Origin of the sequence: Qipengyuania sp. RANM35, from assembly GCF_041021145.2 — a bacterium.
GTDB classification, from domain to species: Bacteria; Pseudomonadota; Alphaproteobacteria; order Sphingomonadales; family Sphingomonadaceae; genus Qipengyuania; species Qipengyuania soli.
The window spans coordinates 232,314-247,060 of record NZ_CM196433.1; the positions used below are offsets into that span (position 1 = coordinate 232,314).

At 63.4% G+C, this 14,747-nt stretch carries 15 protein-coding genes; 6 read left to right on the forward strand and 9 right to left on the reverse strand.

Annotated features, from left to right (window positions below; genetic code table 11):
- Nucleotides 1-7: 7 nt before the first annotated feature.
- Genes RAM60_RS01160 through RAM60_RS01175 form a run of 4 tightly spaced genes read right to left on the reverse strand, consistent with a single transcriptional unit; the run spans nucleotide 8 to nucleotide 4,700 of the window.
- Complete coding sequence (locus tag RAM60_RS01160; protein WP_200982392.1) at nucleotides 8-373, reverse strand: response regulator; 366 nt, start codon at nucleotides 371-373, stop codon at nucleotides 8-10.
- A 55-nt stretch (nucleotides 374-428) separates the two neighbouring features.
- Complete coding sequence (locus tag RAM60_RS01165; RefSeq protein ID WP_369025923.1) at nucleotides 429-863, reverse strand: chemotaxis protein CheW; 435 nt, start codon at nucleotides 861-863, stop codon at nucleotides 429-431.
- Complete coding sequence (locus RAM60_RS01170) at nucleotides 860-3,286, reverse strand: chemotaxis protein CheA (RefSeq protein ID WP_369025922.1); 2,427 nt, start codon at nucleotides 3,284-3,286, stop codon at nucleotides 860-862. The genes RAM60_RS01165 and RAM60_RS01170 overlap by 4 nt, the downstream gene beginning before the upstream one ends.
- Before the next feature lie 46 nt (nucleotides 3,287-3,332).
- Nucleotides 3,333-4,700 (reverse strand): MATE family efflux transporter, encoded by a 1,368-nt coding sequence (locus RAM60_RS01175; protein WP_369025921.1) that lies wholly within the window; start codon nucleotides 4,698-4,700, stop codon nucleotides 3,333-3,335.
- Between the two features lie 123 nt (nucleotides 4,701-4,823).
- Here RAM60_RS01175 and RAM60_RS01180 point away from each other — a divergent pair, with 123 nt between their 5' ends.
- The gene (locus RAM60_RS01180) at nucleotides 4,824-5,591 is read left to right on the forward strand and encodes a class II aldolase/adducin family protein (RefSeq protein ID WP_369025920.1); all 768 of its coding nucleotides are present in this window, start codon (nucleotides 4,824-4,826) and stop codon (nucleotides 5,589-5,591) included.
- Nucleotides 5,592-5,614: 23 nt separating this feature from the next.
- The gene (locus tag RAM60_RS01185) at nucleotides 5,615-6,169 is read left to right on the forward strand and encodes a (2Fe-2S)-binding protein (protein ID WP_369025919.1); all 555 of its coding nucleotides are present in this window, start codon (nucleotides 5,615-5,617) and stop codon (nucleotides 6,167-6,169) included.
- Here RAM60_RS01185 and RAM60_RS01190 read toward each other — a convergent pair.
- Entirely contained in the window at nucleotides 6,166-8,259 is a 2,094-nt protein-coding gene (locus RAM60_RS01190; RefSeq protein ID WP_369025918.1) for a TonB-dependent receptor, read from the reverse strand. The two genes, RAM60_RS01185 and RAM60_RS01190, sit on opposite strands and share 4 nt — an antisense overlap.
- A 172-nt stretch (nucleotides 8,260-8,431) precedes the next feature.
- Here RAM60_RS01190 and RAM60_RS01195 point away from each other — a divergent pair, with 172 nt between their 5' ends.
- Entirely contained in the window at nucleotides 8,432-8,776 is a 345-nt protein-coding gene (locus RAM60_RS01195; protein ID WP_200982407.1) for an arsenate reductase family protein, read from the forward strand.
- Here RAM60_RS01195 and RAM60_RS01200 read toward each other — a convergent pair.
- On the reverse strand, nucleotides 8,773-10,140 hold the full coding sequence (locus RAM60_RS01200; protein ID WP_369025917.1) for an MFS transporter: 1,368 nt from the start codon (nucleotides 10,138-10,140) through the stop codon (nucleotides 8,773-8,775). The two genes, RAM60_RS01195 and RAM60_RS01200, sit on opposite strands and share 4 nt — an antisense overlap.
- Before the next feature lie 35 nt (nucleotides 10,141-10,175).
- Here RAM60_RS01200 and RAM60_RS01205 point away from each other — a divergent pair, with 35 nt between their 5' ends.
- Entirely contained in the window at nucleotides 10,176-10,865 is a 690-nt protein-coding gene (locus RAM60_RS01205; protein WP_200982411.1) for a class I SAM-dependent methyltransferase, read from the forward strand.
- Here RAM60_RS01205 and RAM60_RS01210 read toward each other — a convergent pair whose 3' ends face one another.
- Nucleotides 10,866-11,690, reverse strand: coding sequence for a glycerophosphoryl diester phosphodiesterase membrane domain-containing protein (locus RAM60_RS01210; RefSeq protein WP_369025916.1), 825 nt, complete (start codon nucleotides 11,688-11,690; stop codon nucleotides 10,866-10,868). It abuts the gene before it with no gap.
- A gap of 57 nt (nucleotides 11,691-11,747) precedes the next feature.
- On the opposite strand from RAM60_RS01210, the gene lipB reads away from it, so the two are divergent.
- Nucleotides 11,748-12,419, forward strand: coding sequence for a lipoyl(octanoyl) transferase LipB (gene lipB / locus RAM60_RS01215; protein WP_369025915.1), 672 nt, complete (start codon nucleotides 11,748-11,750; stop codon nucleotides 12,417-12,419).
- The gene (locus tag RAM60_RS01220) at nucleotides 12,416-12,724 is read left to right on the forward strand and encodes a hypothetical protein (protein ID WP_369025914.1); all 309 of its coding nucleotides are present in this window, start codon (nucleotides 12,416-12,418) and stop codon (nucleotides 12,722-12,724) included. The genes lipB and RAM60_RS01220 overlap by 4 nt, the downstream gene beginning before the upstream one ends.
- Here the strand turns inward: RAM60_RS01220 and RAM60_RS01225 are convergent.
- Both RAM60_RS01225 and RAM60_RS01230 read right to left on the reverse strand, forming a co-directional pair.
- On the reverse strand, nucleotides 12,721-13,596 hold the full coding sequence (locus RAM60_RS01225; RefSeq protein ID WP_369025913.1) for an HpcH/HpaI aldolase/citrate lyase family protein: 876 nt from the start codon (nucleotides 13,594-13,596) through the stop codon (nucleotides 12,721-12,723). The two genes, RAM60_RS01220 and RAM60_RS01225, sit on opposite strands and share 4 nt — an antisense overlap.
- Nucleotides 13,597-13,648: 52 nt before the next feature.
- Nucleotides 13,649-14,740, reverse strand: a complete 1,092-nt coding sequence (locus RAM60_RS01230) for an alkene reductase (RefSeq protein WP_369025912.1) — start codon at nucleotides 14,738-14,740, stop codon at nucleotides 13,649-13,651.
- Nucleotides 14,741-14,747: the final 7 nt, after the last annotated feature.

The following is a 14,747-nucleotide window of genomic DNA, read 5'->3' on the forward strand; positions in this document are numbered from 1 at the left end:
GCCCCCTTCAGGCCATGCCGACAAGCTGGAGCTTGATCTGCAGGGTCTCGTGATCGAACGGCTTCATCACATATTCGTCGGCACCCGCGCTGATCGCTTCGCGGATGTGCGCAACATCGTTCTCGGTAGTGCAGAAAACGACTTTCGGTTTGTCGCCGCCATCACGTTGGCGCAGCTGAACGATGAACTCGATACCGGTCATGACCGGCATGTTCCAGTCGAGCAGGACCACATCGGGCATTGATTCGAGGCACTTGTTGAGGCCTTCCTGGCCGTTTTCCGCCTCTTCCACCGCGAAACCGAGGGTCTCGAGGATATGACGGGAAACTTTGCGGATAACGCGCGAATCGTCGACGATCAGGCAGGTTTTCATTTCGTAGGACCTCTGGTGTTCGCAACGGTAGTAACCGCCGCAGGTAACTATTCGCTTAAGCTGCCTCTGCGACCGGTCCCGCGACCAGCGTGACCACGTCAATCACGAGCGCAGGTCCCCCGTCGGTTTCGACCATTCCCAGGGATGCATGTTGCCAACCGCTCCCGAAGCCGCCGGGAACGGCCATCGCCTCGCTTCGTGCTTCGCCCACGTCATAGGCCTCGTCGACCAGCAGGGCGTACAGATGCCCGCCTACGTCGACGACCGCAGCACGCTGATCGGATACTTCGCCAGAGCTCTCCAGTCCGAGGGCAACCGGGCAATCGATGACGGTCAGCGCCTGGCTACGCAGTGCAGTCAGGCCACGGACGAAGCCGGGAGTGCCCGGAATAGGCGTGATCTCGTCGATCTCGATCACCGACTGGACCTGGCTGGCAGGGATTGCAGCACGGCGGCCTGCAATCATGCACATCAACAGGAGCTCGTTCATGCGGTCTTCCCCCCTGCCATCTTGCCAAGGCGAACCTGCTTGAGGGCCGCCAGGAGGCTGTCGCGGTCGTAGCGATAAATGGTGTCGGGCATCTCGGGCCCGGCTTCCGGTTCTTGGCGTAGTCGAATGACGTTTCGCGCAGCCGGTGATTGTTCGGTCTCTTCGTGCCGTTCGAAGACGATCGCGACATCGGCGCTGTCATCTCCCTCGCCAGCGATGCGGTAGCCTGCAGCCTCGACCAGCGGACCCAGGATGGTGCGGGCCCATTCGCTGGCTTCGGGAATTCGGCACGACATCGGGTGATCGAGTCGTTGCGGGGCCCGATGGCGGGCGAAGAGGGCGTGGCCATCAATGACTGGCACCGTCTGGCCCTCGATGAGAGTCACACCCTCGATGAGAGGGTCTCCTTCGACCGGGACAATGTCGCCTTCCATTTCCGACGCGTCGAGGACTTCCGAGACGGCATACACAAGCTCGCTTTCTCCATCCGACAGGCGCAGCAGTCGGCAGCGATCTTGGGGAAGTTCACCGAACTCGAGGCCTACGAGTGAGAAGATGGCTCCGTCGATGACGGCCTGCGCACGATTGCCTTCGATGTCGATGGCCTCGCGCGAAATGGTGTCAATGCGGCGAACAAGGTCGAGGCGGGCAGCCCGTCGACGTCCGTCGAGCCCTGCGAAGAGCATGATCGGGACTGTCTTGCGGCGATGTTCGACCTTTTCTTCCTCGACGACGTTTGTTGTTCCTCGTTCGGAAACCAACTGGTGGGTCGCCGCGATGCTCGGCATGTCGAGCAGCATCATTGGTCGACCGTCGTCAAGCAGGGTGGTGCCGGCATAAAGGCGGGTCTCCATGACGGCGGGCGCGATCGGCTTCACCACCACGTCCTCGTGGTCGTAGACCCGGTCGACGGCGAGTGCGAAAACATCGTCGCTGGCTAGGCGGATCAGCACCAGCGTCCTCTCTTCCCAGATGACATCGGCGTTGTCCTCGATGCCGAGGATCGCTCCGAGGGAGAGGCAGGGTACTCGCTTGCCGCGGAAGGTGACGAGGCGACGTTCGCCGGCTTCGGCGAAGTCGACATTGGCGTTGGAACCGAAGACGATCTCTTCGACGTAGCTGCGCGGAATGGCATAGCGCTGACGCCCTGCGCCAACGGTCAGCGCGGCAATGATCGACAGGGTCAGCGGCAACTTGATGTGGAAGCTGGTGCCCTGGCCAGGCTTGCTGGTGAGGTCGATGGAACCGCCGACCTTCTCGATATTGGCGCGCACCACATCCATACCGACGCCGCGTCCGGATACCGAACTCACCTGATCTGCGGTCGACAGGCCCGGCGCGAAGATGAGGTGCTGCTTGCGACGGTCCGACATGGCGTCGACCTCCGCCTTGGTGTGAATCCCGGCAGAGACGGCCTTCGCCGCGATCCGTTCGATGTCCAGCCCGCGACCGTCATCGGTCACCACGAGGCTGATCTGGTTGCCGGCCTGGCGTGCCGAGAAGCGCATCAGGCCGATTTCGCGCTTGCCCTTGTGCAGTCGGTCGCCCGGGCTCTCGATCCCGTGGTCGATTGCATTGCGGATGATGTGGGTCAGCGGATCGCGGACCATCTCGATCATCTCGCGGTCGAGTTCGACTTCACCGCCTTCGAAATCGACCATGACCTGCTTGCCCAGTTCGTTCGACAGATCGCGAACGAGGCGGGGAAGCGAGCTGAACAGGTGTTCGAGCCGCTGCATTCGCATGCGTGTGATCGACGAACGGACATCGGCCAGGATGGTCGAGAGGCGTTCGAAAGGGCCGTCGATGGTCGGCTGTTCGCCAGCATCACGCAGGCGGCGGGCAAGGTCGTTGCGCGCCAGCACCATGTCGGAGACACCCTTCATTACCTCGTCGAGAAGGTCGACCGGCAGGCGGATCGATCGCTGGACCGCGTTGGCCCGGCTGCTTTTGGTCGTGTCCTCTGACGTATCGGCGATTTCTACCGAGATCGCACCCGACGCTGCGGTATCTTCCTGCTCGCTGTCCGCTCGGCGATGTACGAATTCGTCCGGTTCCTGCGGATTGAGTGCCGCGATCAGCGGCTCGTCGCCGCCTTCGGGAAATTCCTCGCCCGCTTCGATCGCATCGGTCATTGCGCTGATGCGATCGATGATCGCGAGCACCGCCGAAACCAGAGCGCTGTCGGGCGTCCGACGCCCGGCGCGGCATTCCGACAGGGCGTCTTCGGCTGCGTGGCTCAACTTCTCGAGGCGGGGGAAGTCGAAGAAGCCGCAATTGCCCTTCACCGTGTGGACGAAGCGGAAAATGGTATCGAGACGTTCGGTATCGGAAGGGTTTGCTTCCCACGCGACGATTTCGCCGCCGCTGGCTTCAAGCATCTCCCTGGTCTCGGCGATAAAGTCCGCCAGCAACTCATCCATGGTGTTCGCCCCTGATACGATCGGGTCGAGCTATGGACGAAGATGGTTAACGATTGGTTTGGGCGGGCCCAGCTCCCTGCTGAGGACTCCGGAGGATTTTCCAGACGACAAACGCGGCGAATGATCCGCCAATAACGTTGGCCGCGAGTTCCGCTGCATAGACAGCCTCCGCACCCCAGACCGGGCGAAGCAGCCAGGCGAAGGGCAGCATGACCAGAAAGACGCGGGCAAAGCTCTGGCCCAGCGCGAAGCGGGCCTTGTCCACGGCATTGAGCGCGCCATTGGCGACGATCAGGACGCCGAAACCGGCATAGCCCCAGACCGAGATCTCCAGATATCGTGCGAACTCGGCGATGACCGCAGGGTCATCCGTGAAGAAGCGGGCAAACCATTGGCCAAGGGCAAACAGCAGAACCGCGATGATGAGCCCGTAGGCGATGCAGAAGACAGCCGCCTCGCGCATGGCCTCGCGTGAGCGGTCGGGCATTCCTGCGCCCCAGTTTTGTCCGACGATGGCCCCGATCGAACCCGACAGGGCAAGCAATGGAACCACGGCGAAACTCTGCAAACGCCCTGCTGCACCGAAGCCGGCGACCGCTGCTTCGCCCTGGCTGGCAAGGAGGGCGGTGAGGACCGAAAGGCCAATGGGATTGATCGCGTTGGAGAAGGCTGCAGGACCTGCAACGGACAGGATCGCCTTGGCCGATTCCCCCATGCGGCACTTGCGGATGAGGGTCGGGTGTATCTTGAGCGCGGAGCGGTCGATCAGCACCAGGGCCACCACGATCGCCAGAACCCAGCCGATCAGCGTTGCCCAGGCCGCGCCGGCGACCCCGAAACCTTCGAAGCCGAAGCCACCGGTTATGAGCAGCGGGTCGAGTATCCAGTTCGCGATCGAGAAGGTCAGGGAGACATAACTCGTGGCCTTCGCTTCGCCCTGTCCGCGCAGGATACCATTGAGGCCCATCTGCAGCAGCAGGAACGGCATGCCGATTGCATAGGGCACCATGTATTCGCGGATGAGGGGCAGCAGTTGCGGCGGCGCCTGCATCAGGCGGAAGAGGGGATCGAGCAGGAGGTAAAGCACAAGAGCGAAGGCGAGCCCCATCACGAGCGCGAAGATCGCGCCGAAATTCGCCCTGCGTTCCGCACGGTCGCGGTCGCCTTCGCCCAGCGCCCGCGCAATCACGGAATTGATGCCGACCATCACCCCGACGCCCAGGCTTGAGATTGCGATCGTGATCGGGAAGATGAAGCTTACCGCCGCCAGTTCGGCCGAGCCGAGCCGCCCGATGAAATAGGCGTCGATGAGGCCAACCGACATGATTGCCGCCACGCCGAGGATCATCGGAAGGGTCTGGGTGACGAGGTGGCCGCGGATACTCCCGCTCGTCAGTTTGGCCGTCGCGCTCATCGCCTCTGCGCCTAGCGGCAAGGGACCGCCTTGCCTAGCGCCCAATCACCCCAGACCGCTTGCGCACTCGCAGCGCCGCATGCGATACTGGTGGAGAAACGAAACCGGTGAGGAACTGAGACCATGGCGACCCAGATCAGGCAACGCGATTTCGAATGCAGCGATGCCGAATGGCAGGCGCGCCAGGACCTTGCCGCGTGCTATCGCATCTTCGACCACCTCGGCTGGGGCGAGAGCATCTACAACCACATTTCAGTCGCCGTTCCGGGAGAGAACGATACTTTCCTCATCAATCCCTTCGGCCTGCTCTATGACGAGGTTACAGCGTCGAACCTCGTGAAGATCGACGTCGAAGGCAACAATGTCGGCCATTCGCAATACATGGTGAACAAGGCCGGCTTCACCCAGCACGCCTACTTCCACAAGCACCTCGGCGCGAAGGCGAATGCGATCTGCCACGTCCACACGACAGCGACGATGGCAGTGTGCAGCCACAAGGACGGACTGCTCCCGACCAATTTCTACGCCTGCAATTTCCAGGGGCGCATCGGCTATCACGACTTCGAAGGCGTCACCGTTCGTCCGGAAGAAGGTGAGCGCCTGGTCGAGAACCTCGGAAACAACTCAATTCTTATGCTGCGCAACCACGGCCCGGTGGTCATGGATCGGACGATCCAGGGCATGTTCGTGAAGATGTGGTCGCTCCAGCGCGCCTGCGAGATCCAGGTCGCCACACTCAGCCAGGGCGCGGCCAACGTCATCTCGCAGGACGTGGTCGACGTTCACCAGCGCGATCTTTCCGTCATGGCGTCGCAGGGCGGGGCAGGCGTGCTGGATTTCGAAGCGTGGAAACGCCGGGTGTCGAAGATCGACGATAGCTGGAAATACTGACCGGCTGACGGTATCCGCTTCGCATGACCAGCATGACCGTCAACGGGAAGCCCGTGCGCTTCCTGATGGATCCAGACACCCCGCTGCTGTGGGCGTTGCGCGACGCGGCGAACCTTACGGGTACGAAGTACGGTTGCGGCGAGGGTGATTGCGGGGCCTGCATGGTCCATGTCGATGGCGAGGCACTGCGATCCTGCCTGATCACGATTTCCGAAGCGGAGGGCCGCTTCATCACCACGATCGAAGGCCTCAGTCGTGATCGCTCTCATCCGGTCCAGCAGGCCATGGTCGCCGAACAGGCGATCCAGTGCGGCTTCTGCACACCGGGCATCGTCATGGCGGCCTCTGCCTTGCTGAGGAAGAATCCCTCACCCAGCGAGGCCGAGATCAAGGCCGCTATCACGAACCTGTGCCGCTGCGGTATTTACCCGCGGCTGGTCGAAGCCATTTTGCGCGCCGGCAGGGTGACCCGCCGAGCCGAGACCATCAGCGCCGCGCCCGCGCCCGGTATCAGCGCCGAGGACGCTGCTCGCGAAGTTCCCGCGATCAGCGCCCCCGAAACTGCACCTTCCGACTAGATTTTCACCTTCACGCCGATCCTGGCGGTGAGCGGCTTGCCCGGCTGGATGTTGTTGTCGCCATGGGCCGACGGGTAATAGTTCTCGTCGAACAGGTTCTCGACGTTGAGCTGGATGCCGATGCGATCGTTGAGCGTGTAATAGGCCGCTGCATCGACGCGAACGTAGTCGGGCAGGACGACGGTGTTGCTGATGCTGGCATATTGTTCGTCCTGGTAGACCAGGCCTGCACCCATCCCGAATTGCTCGCTCAGGTCGATGCGGTTCCATAGCGCGATCTGGTGCTTCGGCAGCTGCTGCAGCACCGTACCGGCGACGGCCCGATCGGTGTCGTTGCGGATCTCGCCGTCGAGATAGGTGTAGCCGAGGCTCGCCTGCCACATGGGCAGGATCTTGCCGACGAGGCTTGCCTCGAAACCCTTGACGCGGCTCGACCCGGTGAGGACGGGAAGACCCGAACCCGACGGATCGGGGGCCGTCGTGTTGGTGCGATCCAGCTGGAACACTGCAGCCGTCGCGAACAGGTCGGGGCGGACCGCCCACTTGACGCCAAGTTCTAGGTTCTCGAACTTCTCCGGCTCGAGCGCCGCATCATCCGCGCCGAGGGTCGAGAACTGGTCGCCCGACTGCGGCAGGAAACTGGTCGAATAGCTGGCGTAGAGCGACAGGTCCCGCTGCGGCTTGAAGATCACGCCGAAACGCGGGCTCCACTTCTCGTCGACACGGGCAGTCTGGACCGGGACTGCAGGATTGAAGAGGTTGGTGGCCTTGAGGTCGAAGCGGTCGAAGCGGACACCGCCGACCAGCTGCACGATGCCGAAATCGAGCTGCTCCTGGACATAGGCGGAGAAGGTATCGAGCTGCGATGCACTGCGATTGGTCAGGCGACCGATCCCGACCGCAGGGACGTCGATGATGCGGGCGAGCGGGCGGTTGATATCCTCGACCCCGCCGCCGAAATCGATCTCGGTGCGCGAGGCAATCGTCTCCTGGTCGCCTACTTCGACGCCTGCGAGGAAGGTCGAACCGATCCCGCCGAAATCCGTATCCCAGACGAGGTTCGCTTGGCCGATCCAGTTCTCGCGGTCGGTCGCGCTGGTGTAGCCGCCGAGGTTCACCGTGGTGCCGTCACTGTTCGAGGGAACGACGTTGGCGTAGTACTTGTCGTAGTTGGCGTACTGGCCGGTGGCGTTGATGCTCACCGTGTCGGTCAACTCATGATCGATCCGTAGCCGGGCAATATGCGCGACATTGGTCGAGGTATTAAATTCGCGGCTGCCGAAGAAGGTCCGATCATAACCTTCAAGCGGTCCGGTCCCGACCGACGGCAAACCGCGGTCGGTCACGCGCTCGTCGTCGTCATAGGTGTAATGTGCGGTCAGTCGGGTGCGTTCGCCGAGACGGGCGGTGACGGTCGGCGAGATGCCGATGAAGCGGCCTTCGTAGAAATCGCGGTGATTGCCGAATTCTTCGTAGGTCGCGTTGAGACGGGCGGCGATCGTTTCCGAGGCGGGCACGTTGAGGTCCGCCGCGAGGGCGAAGGCGCCGAAACTGTCGACCGAGGCATCGAAGCCCAATTCGGTTCCGGTAAACTCGGCGACCTTGCTTACGCGGTTGACGATCCCGCCGCCGCCGCCGCGCCCGAAGATGAGCGCGTTCGAACCCTTGAGCACTTCGACGCGATCGACGTTGTAGAGCGAGCGGTAGTACTGCGCATCGTCCCGCAGGCCGTCGAGGTAGAAGTCCGCCGTGCTCGACTGGCCGCGGATGTAGATCTGGTCGCGATGACCCTCGCCCGTATCGAGCGAAACGCCCGGGACATAGCGCAGTGCGTCGTTGAGCTGGGTTATGCCCATGTCGTCGAGCTGGTCTTCGGTGATCATCGTCACCGCCTGCGGCACGTCGATCAGCGCGGTGGGCGTCTTGGTGGCCGTCGACCCGTCGTCGACGTCATAGCCGTCGCGCGCACCCGTCACGATGATGTCGGTGGGCAGGTAGTCGCGCTCGGGCTGGGCGTCGTCGGCCATCGCAGGCGTGGCCAGCATGGCAGTGCCGAGCAGAAGGGCGCGCGTGAAGGGAAGGGGCCTCATGGAAAACTTTCTTTTCTTGCGAATGATTCTCAAATCCTGTCCGCCTGCTATTGCGAACCATTCGCATTCGCAACAGAGAAATTGAGTTTTGCGCGTGAAAAAACTGCAAGACCCGCTTTCGCCGGGCGCAACTGCCGCCTAGGGCTTGCTACCGGAAAAGGAGACAAGAGCCATGAAGGCGACCATCTGGCACAATCCGAAGTGCGGCACATCGCGCAAAACTCTCGCCATCCTCGAGAGCCTTTCAGGGGTCGAGCTGACCGTGGTCGAATATCTCAAGGAACCGCCAAGCGCCGAAAAGCTCGCCCAGCTCTACAAGGATGCGGGGATCACTCCGAACGAAGGCCTGCGCATTCGCGGGACCGATGCAGAGGAGCGCGGCCTGCCGAACGCCGACGCGGCTACGGTGCTCGACGCCATGGCGACCGATCCAATCCTTATCGAGAGACCTCTGGTCGAAACGGACAAGGGCGTCCGCCTTTGCCGTCCGCAGGACCGGGTCCTGGAGATACTCTAGCGGCGGTCGCGGGTGAGGTCGCTGTCGGCCTGGAGAGACACCCAGCCATAGGCGAAGACGATCAGGCAGATCGCGACGATCAATCCGAAGCCGAGCCAGTCGGAATGTCCGTAAAGCCAGACGCCCAGCGCAGGAGCGTAGATATAGCTCGCCCCCGCCACCGAAGCGGTGATGCCTGACGCCTGCCCCTGTTCGGACCGGGTGACCGCGAGGGACGTTCCGGACGTCGCGCCCGGCCGGAAAAGACCGAAGCCCAGCGAGGCGATGGCGAAACTGAGGGCGATAAGGTGCAGGTCGTCTGCGATGCCGAGTACCGCCACCCCGATTGCCGATATGAGGATGCCCGATAGTGTCGCTGCACGCGGGCCGAGGTTGAAGCGGGGGATCAATCCCCACTGAGCGAGAAGCGTGGCAATCGCACCCGCCATCAGGACCAGTCCGACAGGACCCGTGCCCTCGGTCGGGTTGTCCCGTAGCCCGAGCCTGTCGAGCACGAGGAACCCGGCGATCCCGAGCATCATTGCCTGGGCGTGTCCCCCCAGCAAATTCACTATTACCCAGGGGCGCAGGCGCGGTTCGAACCAGCGAAGCTTGTGCGGCTCCACCTGCTCTTCGCCGTCGTCGTCGTCTTCGGACTGGGTGCCGGAAAGATCCGCCGTCGGACTACCCGAATAGGACGGGTCGTAGGCCTTACCGCGCGCTGGAAACTGCGGCTCGTCATTAGGCAGGCGCCACCTCAGCGCGACCAGCGTAAGGACCCCGATGAGCGCGAAAATGACGAACGGGCCGGTCAGGCCGACGCCCGGGAGGACCATTAATGGTGCCAGGGCTGGGCCGATGACGGTACCAAGGCCGAAGCTCGACGCAATTAGTGAAAGTGCCTGCGTGCGTTCCGAGCGGGGCGTGCGGCTGGCGACATAGGCCTGTACGGCAGGCGGGGCCGCACTGCCGAAGCCGCCGTAGAGGCTGCGCGCCGCCGCAAACAGGAGCAAGGCCCAAAAGGCAGTGAGATAGCCCGAAAGACCGAACCACAACATCAGGCCGCACAGCGAGAAGCTGGCAATGAAGCCGACAAGGCCGAGCGCCATCATCGCCTTGCGTCCGCGCCGGTCGGAACGGTCCGCCCAGATGGGCGCACAGAACACCCACAGCAGCGCTGACCAGCTGTAGGCGAGGCTGATCCACACGTCGTCGACCTTCAGTGCAGTGCCAATGGACGGCATCACCGACTGCATTGCGGTATTGCCCGCTGCGGTCGTCAGCATGACGGCGAAAAGCAGAACCATCCGCTCTCGCGAGATAGGCTTGCTTTGCGGAGCAACGCCCGCGGGGGTCAGTGTCTTGTCCGGATCGGCGTCGCCCATGAAACGTGCGCTACGCCCGCCGAAGCGCGCTTGCAATGCCAGCAGGGTGCTGTCACACCGCGCGAATTCTTTTTTCAGGTCGCCGTGAGGAATTGGAATTGGCTTCCGAACAAGGTGTTGGCGTAATCGAACGCCCCAGTTTCAAGCATAAGGCGGCGCGGTTCTTCGGACAGTGGGGGGTCTTCTTCCGCGGTTTCCTGGAACACCCGAGGATGGTGGGTTCGATCATCCCGTCTTCGCGCTTCACCATCGAGAAGATGCTCGCCCCGGTGAAATGGGAAGAGTGCGAATTGTTCGTCGAATACGGCCCGGGTGTCGGCACCTTCTGCCAGCCCGTACTCGACCGGTTGCGCCGCGACGGTGCCCTGATCGTGATCGACACCAACCCGCTCTACATCGACTATCTCAAGAAGCATTTTCGGGACAGCCGCTTCCATGCGGTGCTCGGCAGTGCCGAGGATGTCGAGGCCATCGTAAGGGCGCATGGCTATGACCACGCAGATTACGTGCTGTCGGGTCTGCCGTTTTCGACCCTGCCCGATGGCGTGGGCCCGGCCATTGCTGCGGCGACCCACCGGGTCATCCGCCCCGGCGGCGCGTTCCTCGTCTACCAGTTTTCGGCCAAGGCGCGCGATTTCATGGCGAAGCATTTTCGCCGGATCGACAGCGGCTTCGAATTCTGGAACGTCCTGCCCTGCCAGCTTTTCTGGGGTTGGAAGGACTGATCAGATTTCGATCGTGATCTCGTCCCGGCTGTGCAGGCGCGCAAGCTGGGCGTGGATAGCGGCGAGTATGCAGGCGCCGACGACAACGGCGATCGCATTTGTTGCCGCCTCGACTACGGCCATCCCGAAGCTAGCTATCTCGGCGCTGGCGAAAGCGAGCAAGAGCGTGGCGACCAGCGAAACGACGCTCGAAATCACGAGAAAAGCGATCACCAGCAGCGCGAAGAACAGGAAAAGCCGCAAGCTGTTGCCCTTGGTCAAGGTCCAAGATTTACGGATCGCTGCGACCGGGTTCATTTCGCCATCCATGGCAATTACGGGCGAGACCAGCGTCAGCTTGATGATGATATAGAGCGTCACCACGAAGGCGAGCACCATGCCGAGCGCAGCCAAGGCCCGTCCGCCGACGACACCCGGAAGGCCAACGAGGAAGAAGATGACGAGGACGATCAGTCCTGCCTGAATGACCTGTACGCCGAGATAGGTCGCGATTGACTTGACCCCGGTTTCGAGAGCCTCCGCAACCGTCGGCTTTGCGCGTTGGCGCATCAGGGCAAGCATGGCGAGGTTACCGATTCCGCCGACGATCATCAGCGCGAGGAACAGCCACCAGTATTTGGCAACCATCGACTGCATCACTGCCATCATGGCGTCGGCATTCGTGCCGGCACCCGGATTGGCGAGTTGCGACATTTCGGGGATGAAGCTGGTCGCCGCAGCGTATGGCAGGAAATAGAAGACCCCGGCGATCGTCACCAGCAAGCCGAGATTGGCTTTCAGCAGCGACATCGCATCGCGCCACGCCTTGTCCAGGTCGAACTTCATCCCGCAACCTCCATTTCCCCCTTGATAAGCGCCTGCCCAGTCGCCACGCAATCGCCGATGTCGGCACAACACCCCGCAAATATCGAATGGCGCAGCGAAAGCGGGCAGATCGCCTATCGCGACGCGCTGGCCGCGATGGAGGAACGCAACCGCGCGATCAGCGAGGGGAGCGCGTCGGAGATGGTCTGGCTGCTGGAACATCCGCCGGTCTACACCGCCGGGACCAGCGCCGATGGTGCCGAACTGCTCGACCCGCGTTTCGAAGTGGTCGAGGCCGGGCGGGGCGGGCGCTATACCTACCATGGCCCGGGGCAGCGGGTGGGTTACGTCATGCTCGATCTCAAGGAACGCGGGCGCGATGTGCGCTGCTTCGTCCACTCGCTCGAAGGCTGGGTCATCGCCACGCTGGCGGATATCGGGGTGGAGAGCTGGCGCTCGGAAGGTCGCATCGGCATCTGGACGCGCGATGTCGATGGGGGCGAGGCGAAGATCGGCGCCATCGGCGTGCGCGTGCGGCGCTGGGTGACGATGCACGGCTTCTCGGTCAATCTCGCGCCCGACCTGACCCACTTCACCGGTATCGTGCCCTGCGGAATAGAGGAATTCGGCGTCACCAGCCTTGCGCGGCTTGGTATCGACCTTGCGCCCGAGGCATTCGATGAGGCATTGCATGCCCGCTTCGGCGATTTCCTCGCCGCACTCGAAGGAAAGGCCTGCGCACTGCCATGATCCGCAAGACTCTTATCGCCTTGACCCTCTCGGCTGCATTGGGCGCTTGCGGAGGCAAGGACAGCGGAGAGACAACCGACGCGAATGCAGGCGCGCGCGGCGAAGTGCTGGGCGGCTCGATCAGCGACGGGATGATCCCGCTCGACGAGTTGAAGTCGCGCGCGGCCCCGATGAAGGCCACTCCGGCCTCCGCCTCGACCGGCAGTGCCGTAGCGCCGGCGGAGGAGGCTGCGGGAGAAGATGCCCCCTCAGAGGCAGAGGCCCCGCCTGCCGAGGATACGGCTCCCGAACTGCCCGAGAACTAGACCTCGCCGAGGACCGCCCTGGCGCGACGCAGCTCGGGCTGGCCGATGCGCCGGCCCTTGTGCATCAGACTGTCGGCATGCGGGCTGACCGCGAAGGCCGAGATCACCAGCTGCGCCTCGCCACGTTCCTCCGCGGTGGGCGCGAACGCGGCGTTGATCGCTGCGACGTGCGCCGGATGGGTCGCGAACATGCCGGTGAATCCGTCTGCCCGTGCGCCCTCGGCGGCACGAGCCATGGGTTCCGGCTCGCGCGGGCCCGAGTATGCCGCCTCGATCGCTTCCAGGCCCAGTGCCTGCGCCACCAGCAATACCTGCGCGCGCAAGTAGGCAAGCGGATCGCTCCACGCACCCCCGGGACCGCGCTTGCGTCGGGCGGACAGCGAATGGGCGAGGCCGTCGGCGTCCCACGCCAGCGCCGATACGCGCGGATGCATATCCTCGAGCAGTTTCGGCACCTGGAGCGCCGCGCGCGGCGACCTGCCGATCTGGGGGATGATGCGCGTCGAATTGCTCCTGACACCGCAACGTTGTTCGATTTCGTAGAGGAGACCTGCGAACTGCTGGATATCGTCCTGCGTACCGCATCCGCCGACTACGATGCCTTCCGGAGCCGCTTCCATCACGGCCTCCAGGTCGTCGCGCCAGTGGGGACTGTCGCCCGGCACGATCCGCGCCCAGCGCGCAAAGCGCCTCGCGGCGACCACCTGTTCGCGGTGCGAGATCAGCCAGTCTCGCGCCTGGAGCCGTGTCTTGGCCTGCTTTTCGGCATGGCCCCCGCGTACGAGATCCACCACCACCACGTCCGCCCCGGCATTGGCTACCGATGCGAGCGCCTTGTCATTGTCGGCCGGGACCAGAATCCACGAGCGCATGCTACCCTCCAGTTGCTCGCCATGTGGCGAATCACTGGAAGGGAGCCTCCTCTCAAATGGTTAGCATGGGGTAATCGATGTACCCTTCCGGCCCCGAGCCGTACCAGGAATGCGGTACGTTGACGTTGGGAGCGATTTCGGCTCCCAGGCGGAAGCGTTCGGCAAGGTCGGGGTTGGAGATGTAGTCGCGTCCCCAGCTGATCGCGTCGGCGCGTCCCGCTTCAATATCGGCAACCGCGCCCTCGGGCGAATAATCGCTGTTGAGCACCAGCGCGCCCGAATAGATCTGGCGGATCAGCGGGCTCTGCTTGGGCACTTCGGTGGCCCCGAAAGTGCCGTTCGGGCCCGGTTCGCGCAGTTCGAGGAACGCGAGGCCGAGGTCTTCCACGACCTTCGTCGCTGCGCCGAAGGTTGCCGGCGGATCGCTGTCGTCGCAACCCTGCGTCTCCCCGTTGGGCGAGAGGCGAACGCCGACGCGATCGGCACCCCAGACATCGACCAGTGCGGTCAGGACCTCGCGCAGGAAGCGGGTGCGGTTTTCCGGGCTGCCGCCGTATTCGTCTGTCCGCAAATTGGTGCTGTCGCGCAGGAATTGGTCGACGAGATAGCCATTCGCGCCGTGCAGTTGCACGCCATCGAAGCCGGCCTTCTTGGCGTTTTCGGCAGCGTGGCGGTAATCCTCGACGATGCGCTTGATGTCATCGACGGTCGCTTCGCGCGCCTGCTCGTAGTCCTTGCGTCCCTCGAAGGTGTGCGCATGACCGGGCGCAGTGGTCGCGCTGGCCGAAACCGGCGGATTGCCACCGAGGAACAGCGGGTGGACGAGGCGGCCCATGTGCCACAGCTGCATGACGATCAGACCGCCTTCCTCGTGCACGGCATCGGTGGTCAGCTTCCAGCCCTCGACCTGCTCTTCGCTCCAGATACCCGGAGCTGCGGGCCAGCCCGAACCTTCCACGGTGATACCGGTCGCTTCGCTGATGATGAGGCCCGCCCCGGCGCGCTGGCGGTAATAGGTCGCCATCATCTCGTTCGGCACCGATCCCGGCTGGCTCGAACGTCCGCGCGTCAGCGGCGCCATGAACACCCGGTTCTTCGCTTCGAGGGCGCCCATCTTCAGCGGCTGGAAAAGCGTTTCATGCATCGCGGAC

Coding starts and splice junctions, on each gene's coding strand:
- RAM60_RS01160 (WP_200982392.1), bottom strand. CDS start 373: ATGAAAACCTGCCTGATCGTCGACGATTCGCGCGTTATCCGCAAAGTT.
- RAM60_RS01165 (WP_369025923.1), bottom strand. CDS start 863: ATGAACGAGCTCCTGTTGATGTGCATGATTGCAGGCCGCCGTGCTGCA.
- RAM60_RS01170 (WP_369025922.1), bottom strand. CDS start 3,286: ATGGATGAGTTGCTGGCGGACTTTATCGCCGAGACCAGGGAGATGCTT.
- RAM60_RS01175 (WP_369025921.1), bottom strand. CDS start 4,700: ATGAGCGCGACGGCCAAACTGACGAGCGGGAGTATCCGCGGCCACCTC.
- RAM60_RS01180 (WP_369025920.1), top strand. CDS start 4,824: ATGGCGACCCAGATCAGGCAACGCGATTTCGAATGCAGCGATGCCGAA.
- RAM60_RS01185 (WP_369025919.1), top strand. CDS start 5,615: ATGACCAGCATGACCGTCAACGGGAAGCCCGTGCGCTTCCTGATGGAT.
- RAM60_RS01190 (WP_369025918.1), bottom strand. CDS start 8,259: ATGAGGCCCCTTCCCTTCACGCGCGCCCTTCTGCTCGGCACTGCCATG.
- RAM60_RS01195 (WP_200982407.1), top strand. CDS start 8,432: ATGAAGGCGACCATCTGGCACAATCCGAAGTGCGGCACATCGCGCAAA.
- RAM60_RS01200 (WP_369025917.1), bottom strand. CDS start 10,140: ATGGGCGACGCCGATCCGGACAAGACACTGACCCCCGCGGGCGTTGCT.
- RAM60_RS01205 (WP_200982411.1), top strand. CDS start 10,176: ATGCCAGCAGGGTGCTGTCACACCGCGCGAATTCTTTTTTCAGGTCGC.
- RAM60_RS01210 (WP_369025916.1), bottom strand. CDS start 11,690: ATGAAGTTCGACCTGGACAAGGCGTGGCGCGATGCGATGTCGCTGCTG.
- lipB (WP_369025915.1), top strand. CDS start 11,748: ATGTCGGCACAACACCCCGCAAATATCGAATGGCGCAGCGAAAGCGGG.
- RAM60_RS01220 (WP_369025914.1), top strand. CDS start 12,416: ATGATCCGCAAGACTCTTATCGCCTTGACCCTCTCGGCTGCATTGGGC.
- RAM60_RS01225 (WP_369025913.1), bottom strand. CDS start 13,596: ATGCGCTCGTGGATTCTGGTCCCGGCCGACAATGACAAGGCGCTCGCA.
- RAM60_RS01230 (WP_369025912.1), bottom strand. CDS start 14,740: ATGCATGAAACGCTTTTCCAGCCGCTGAAGATGGGCGCCCTCGAAGCG.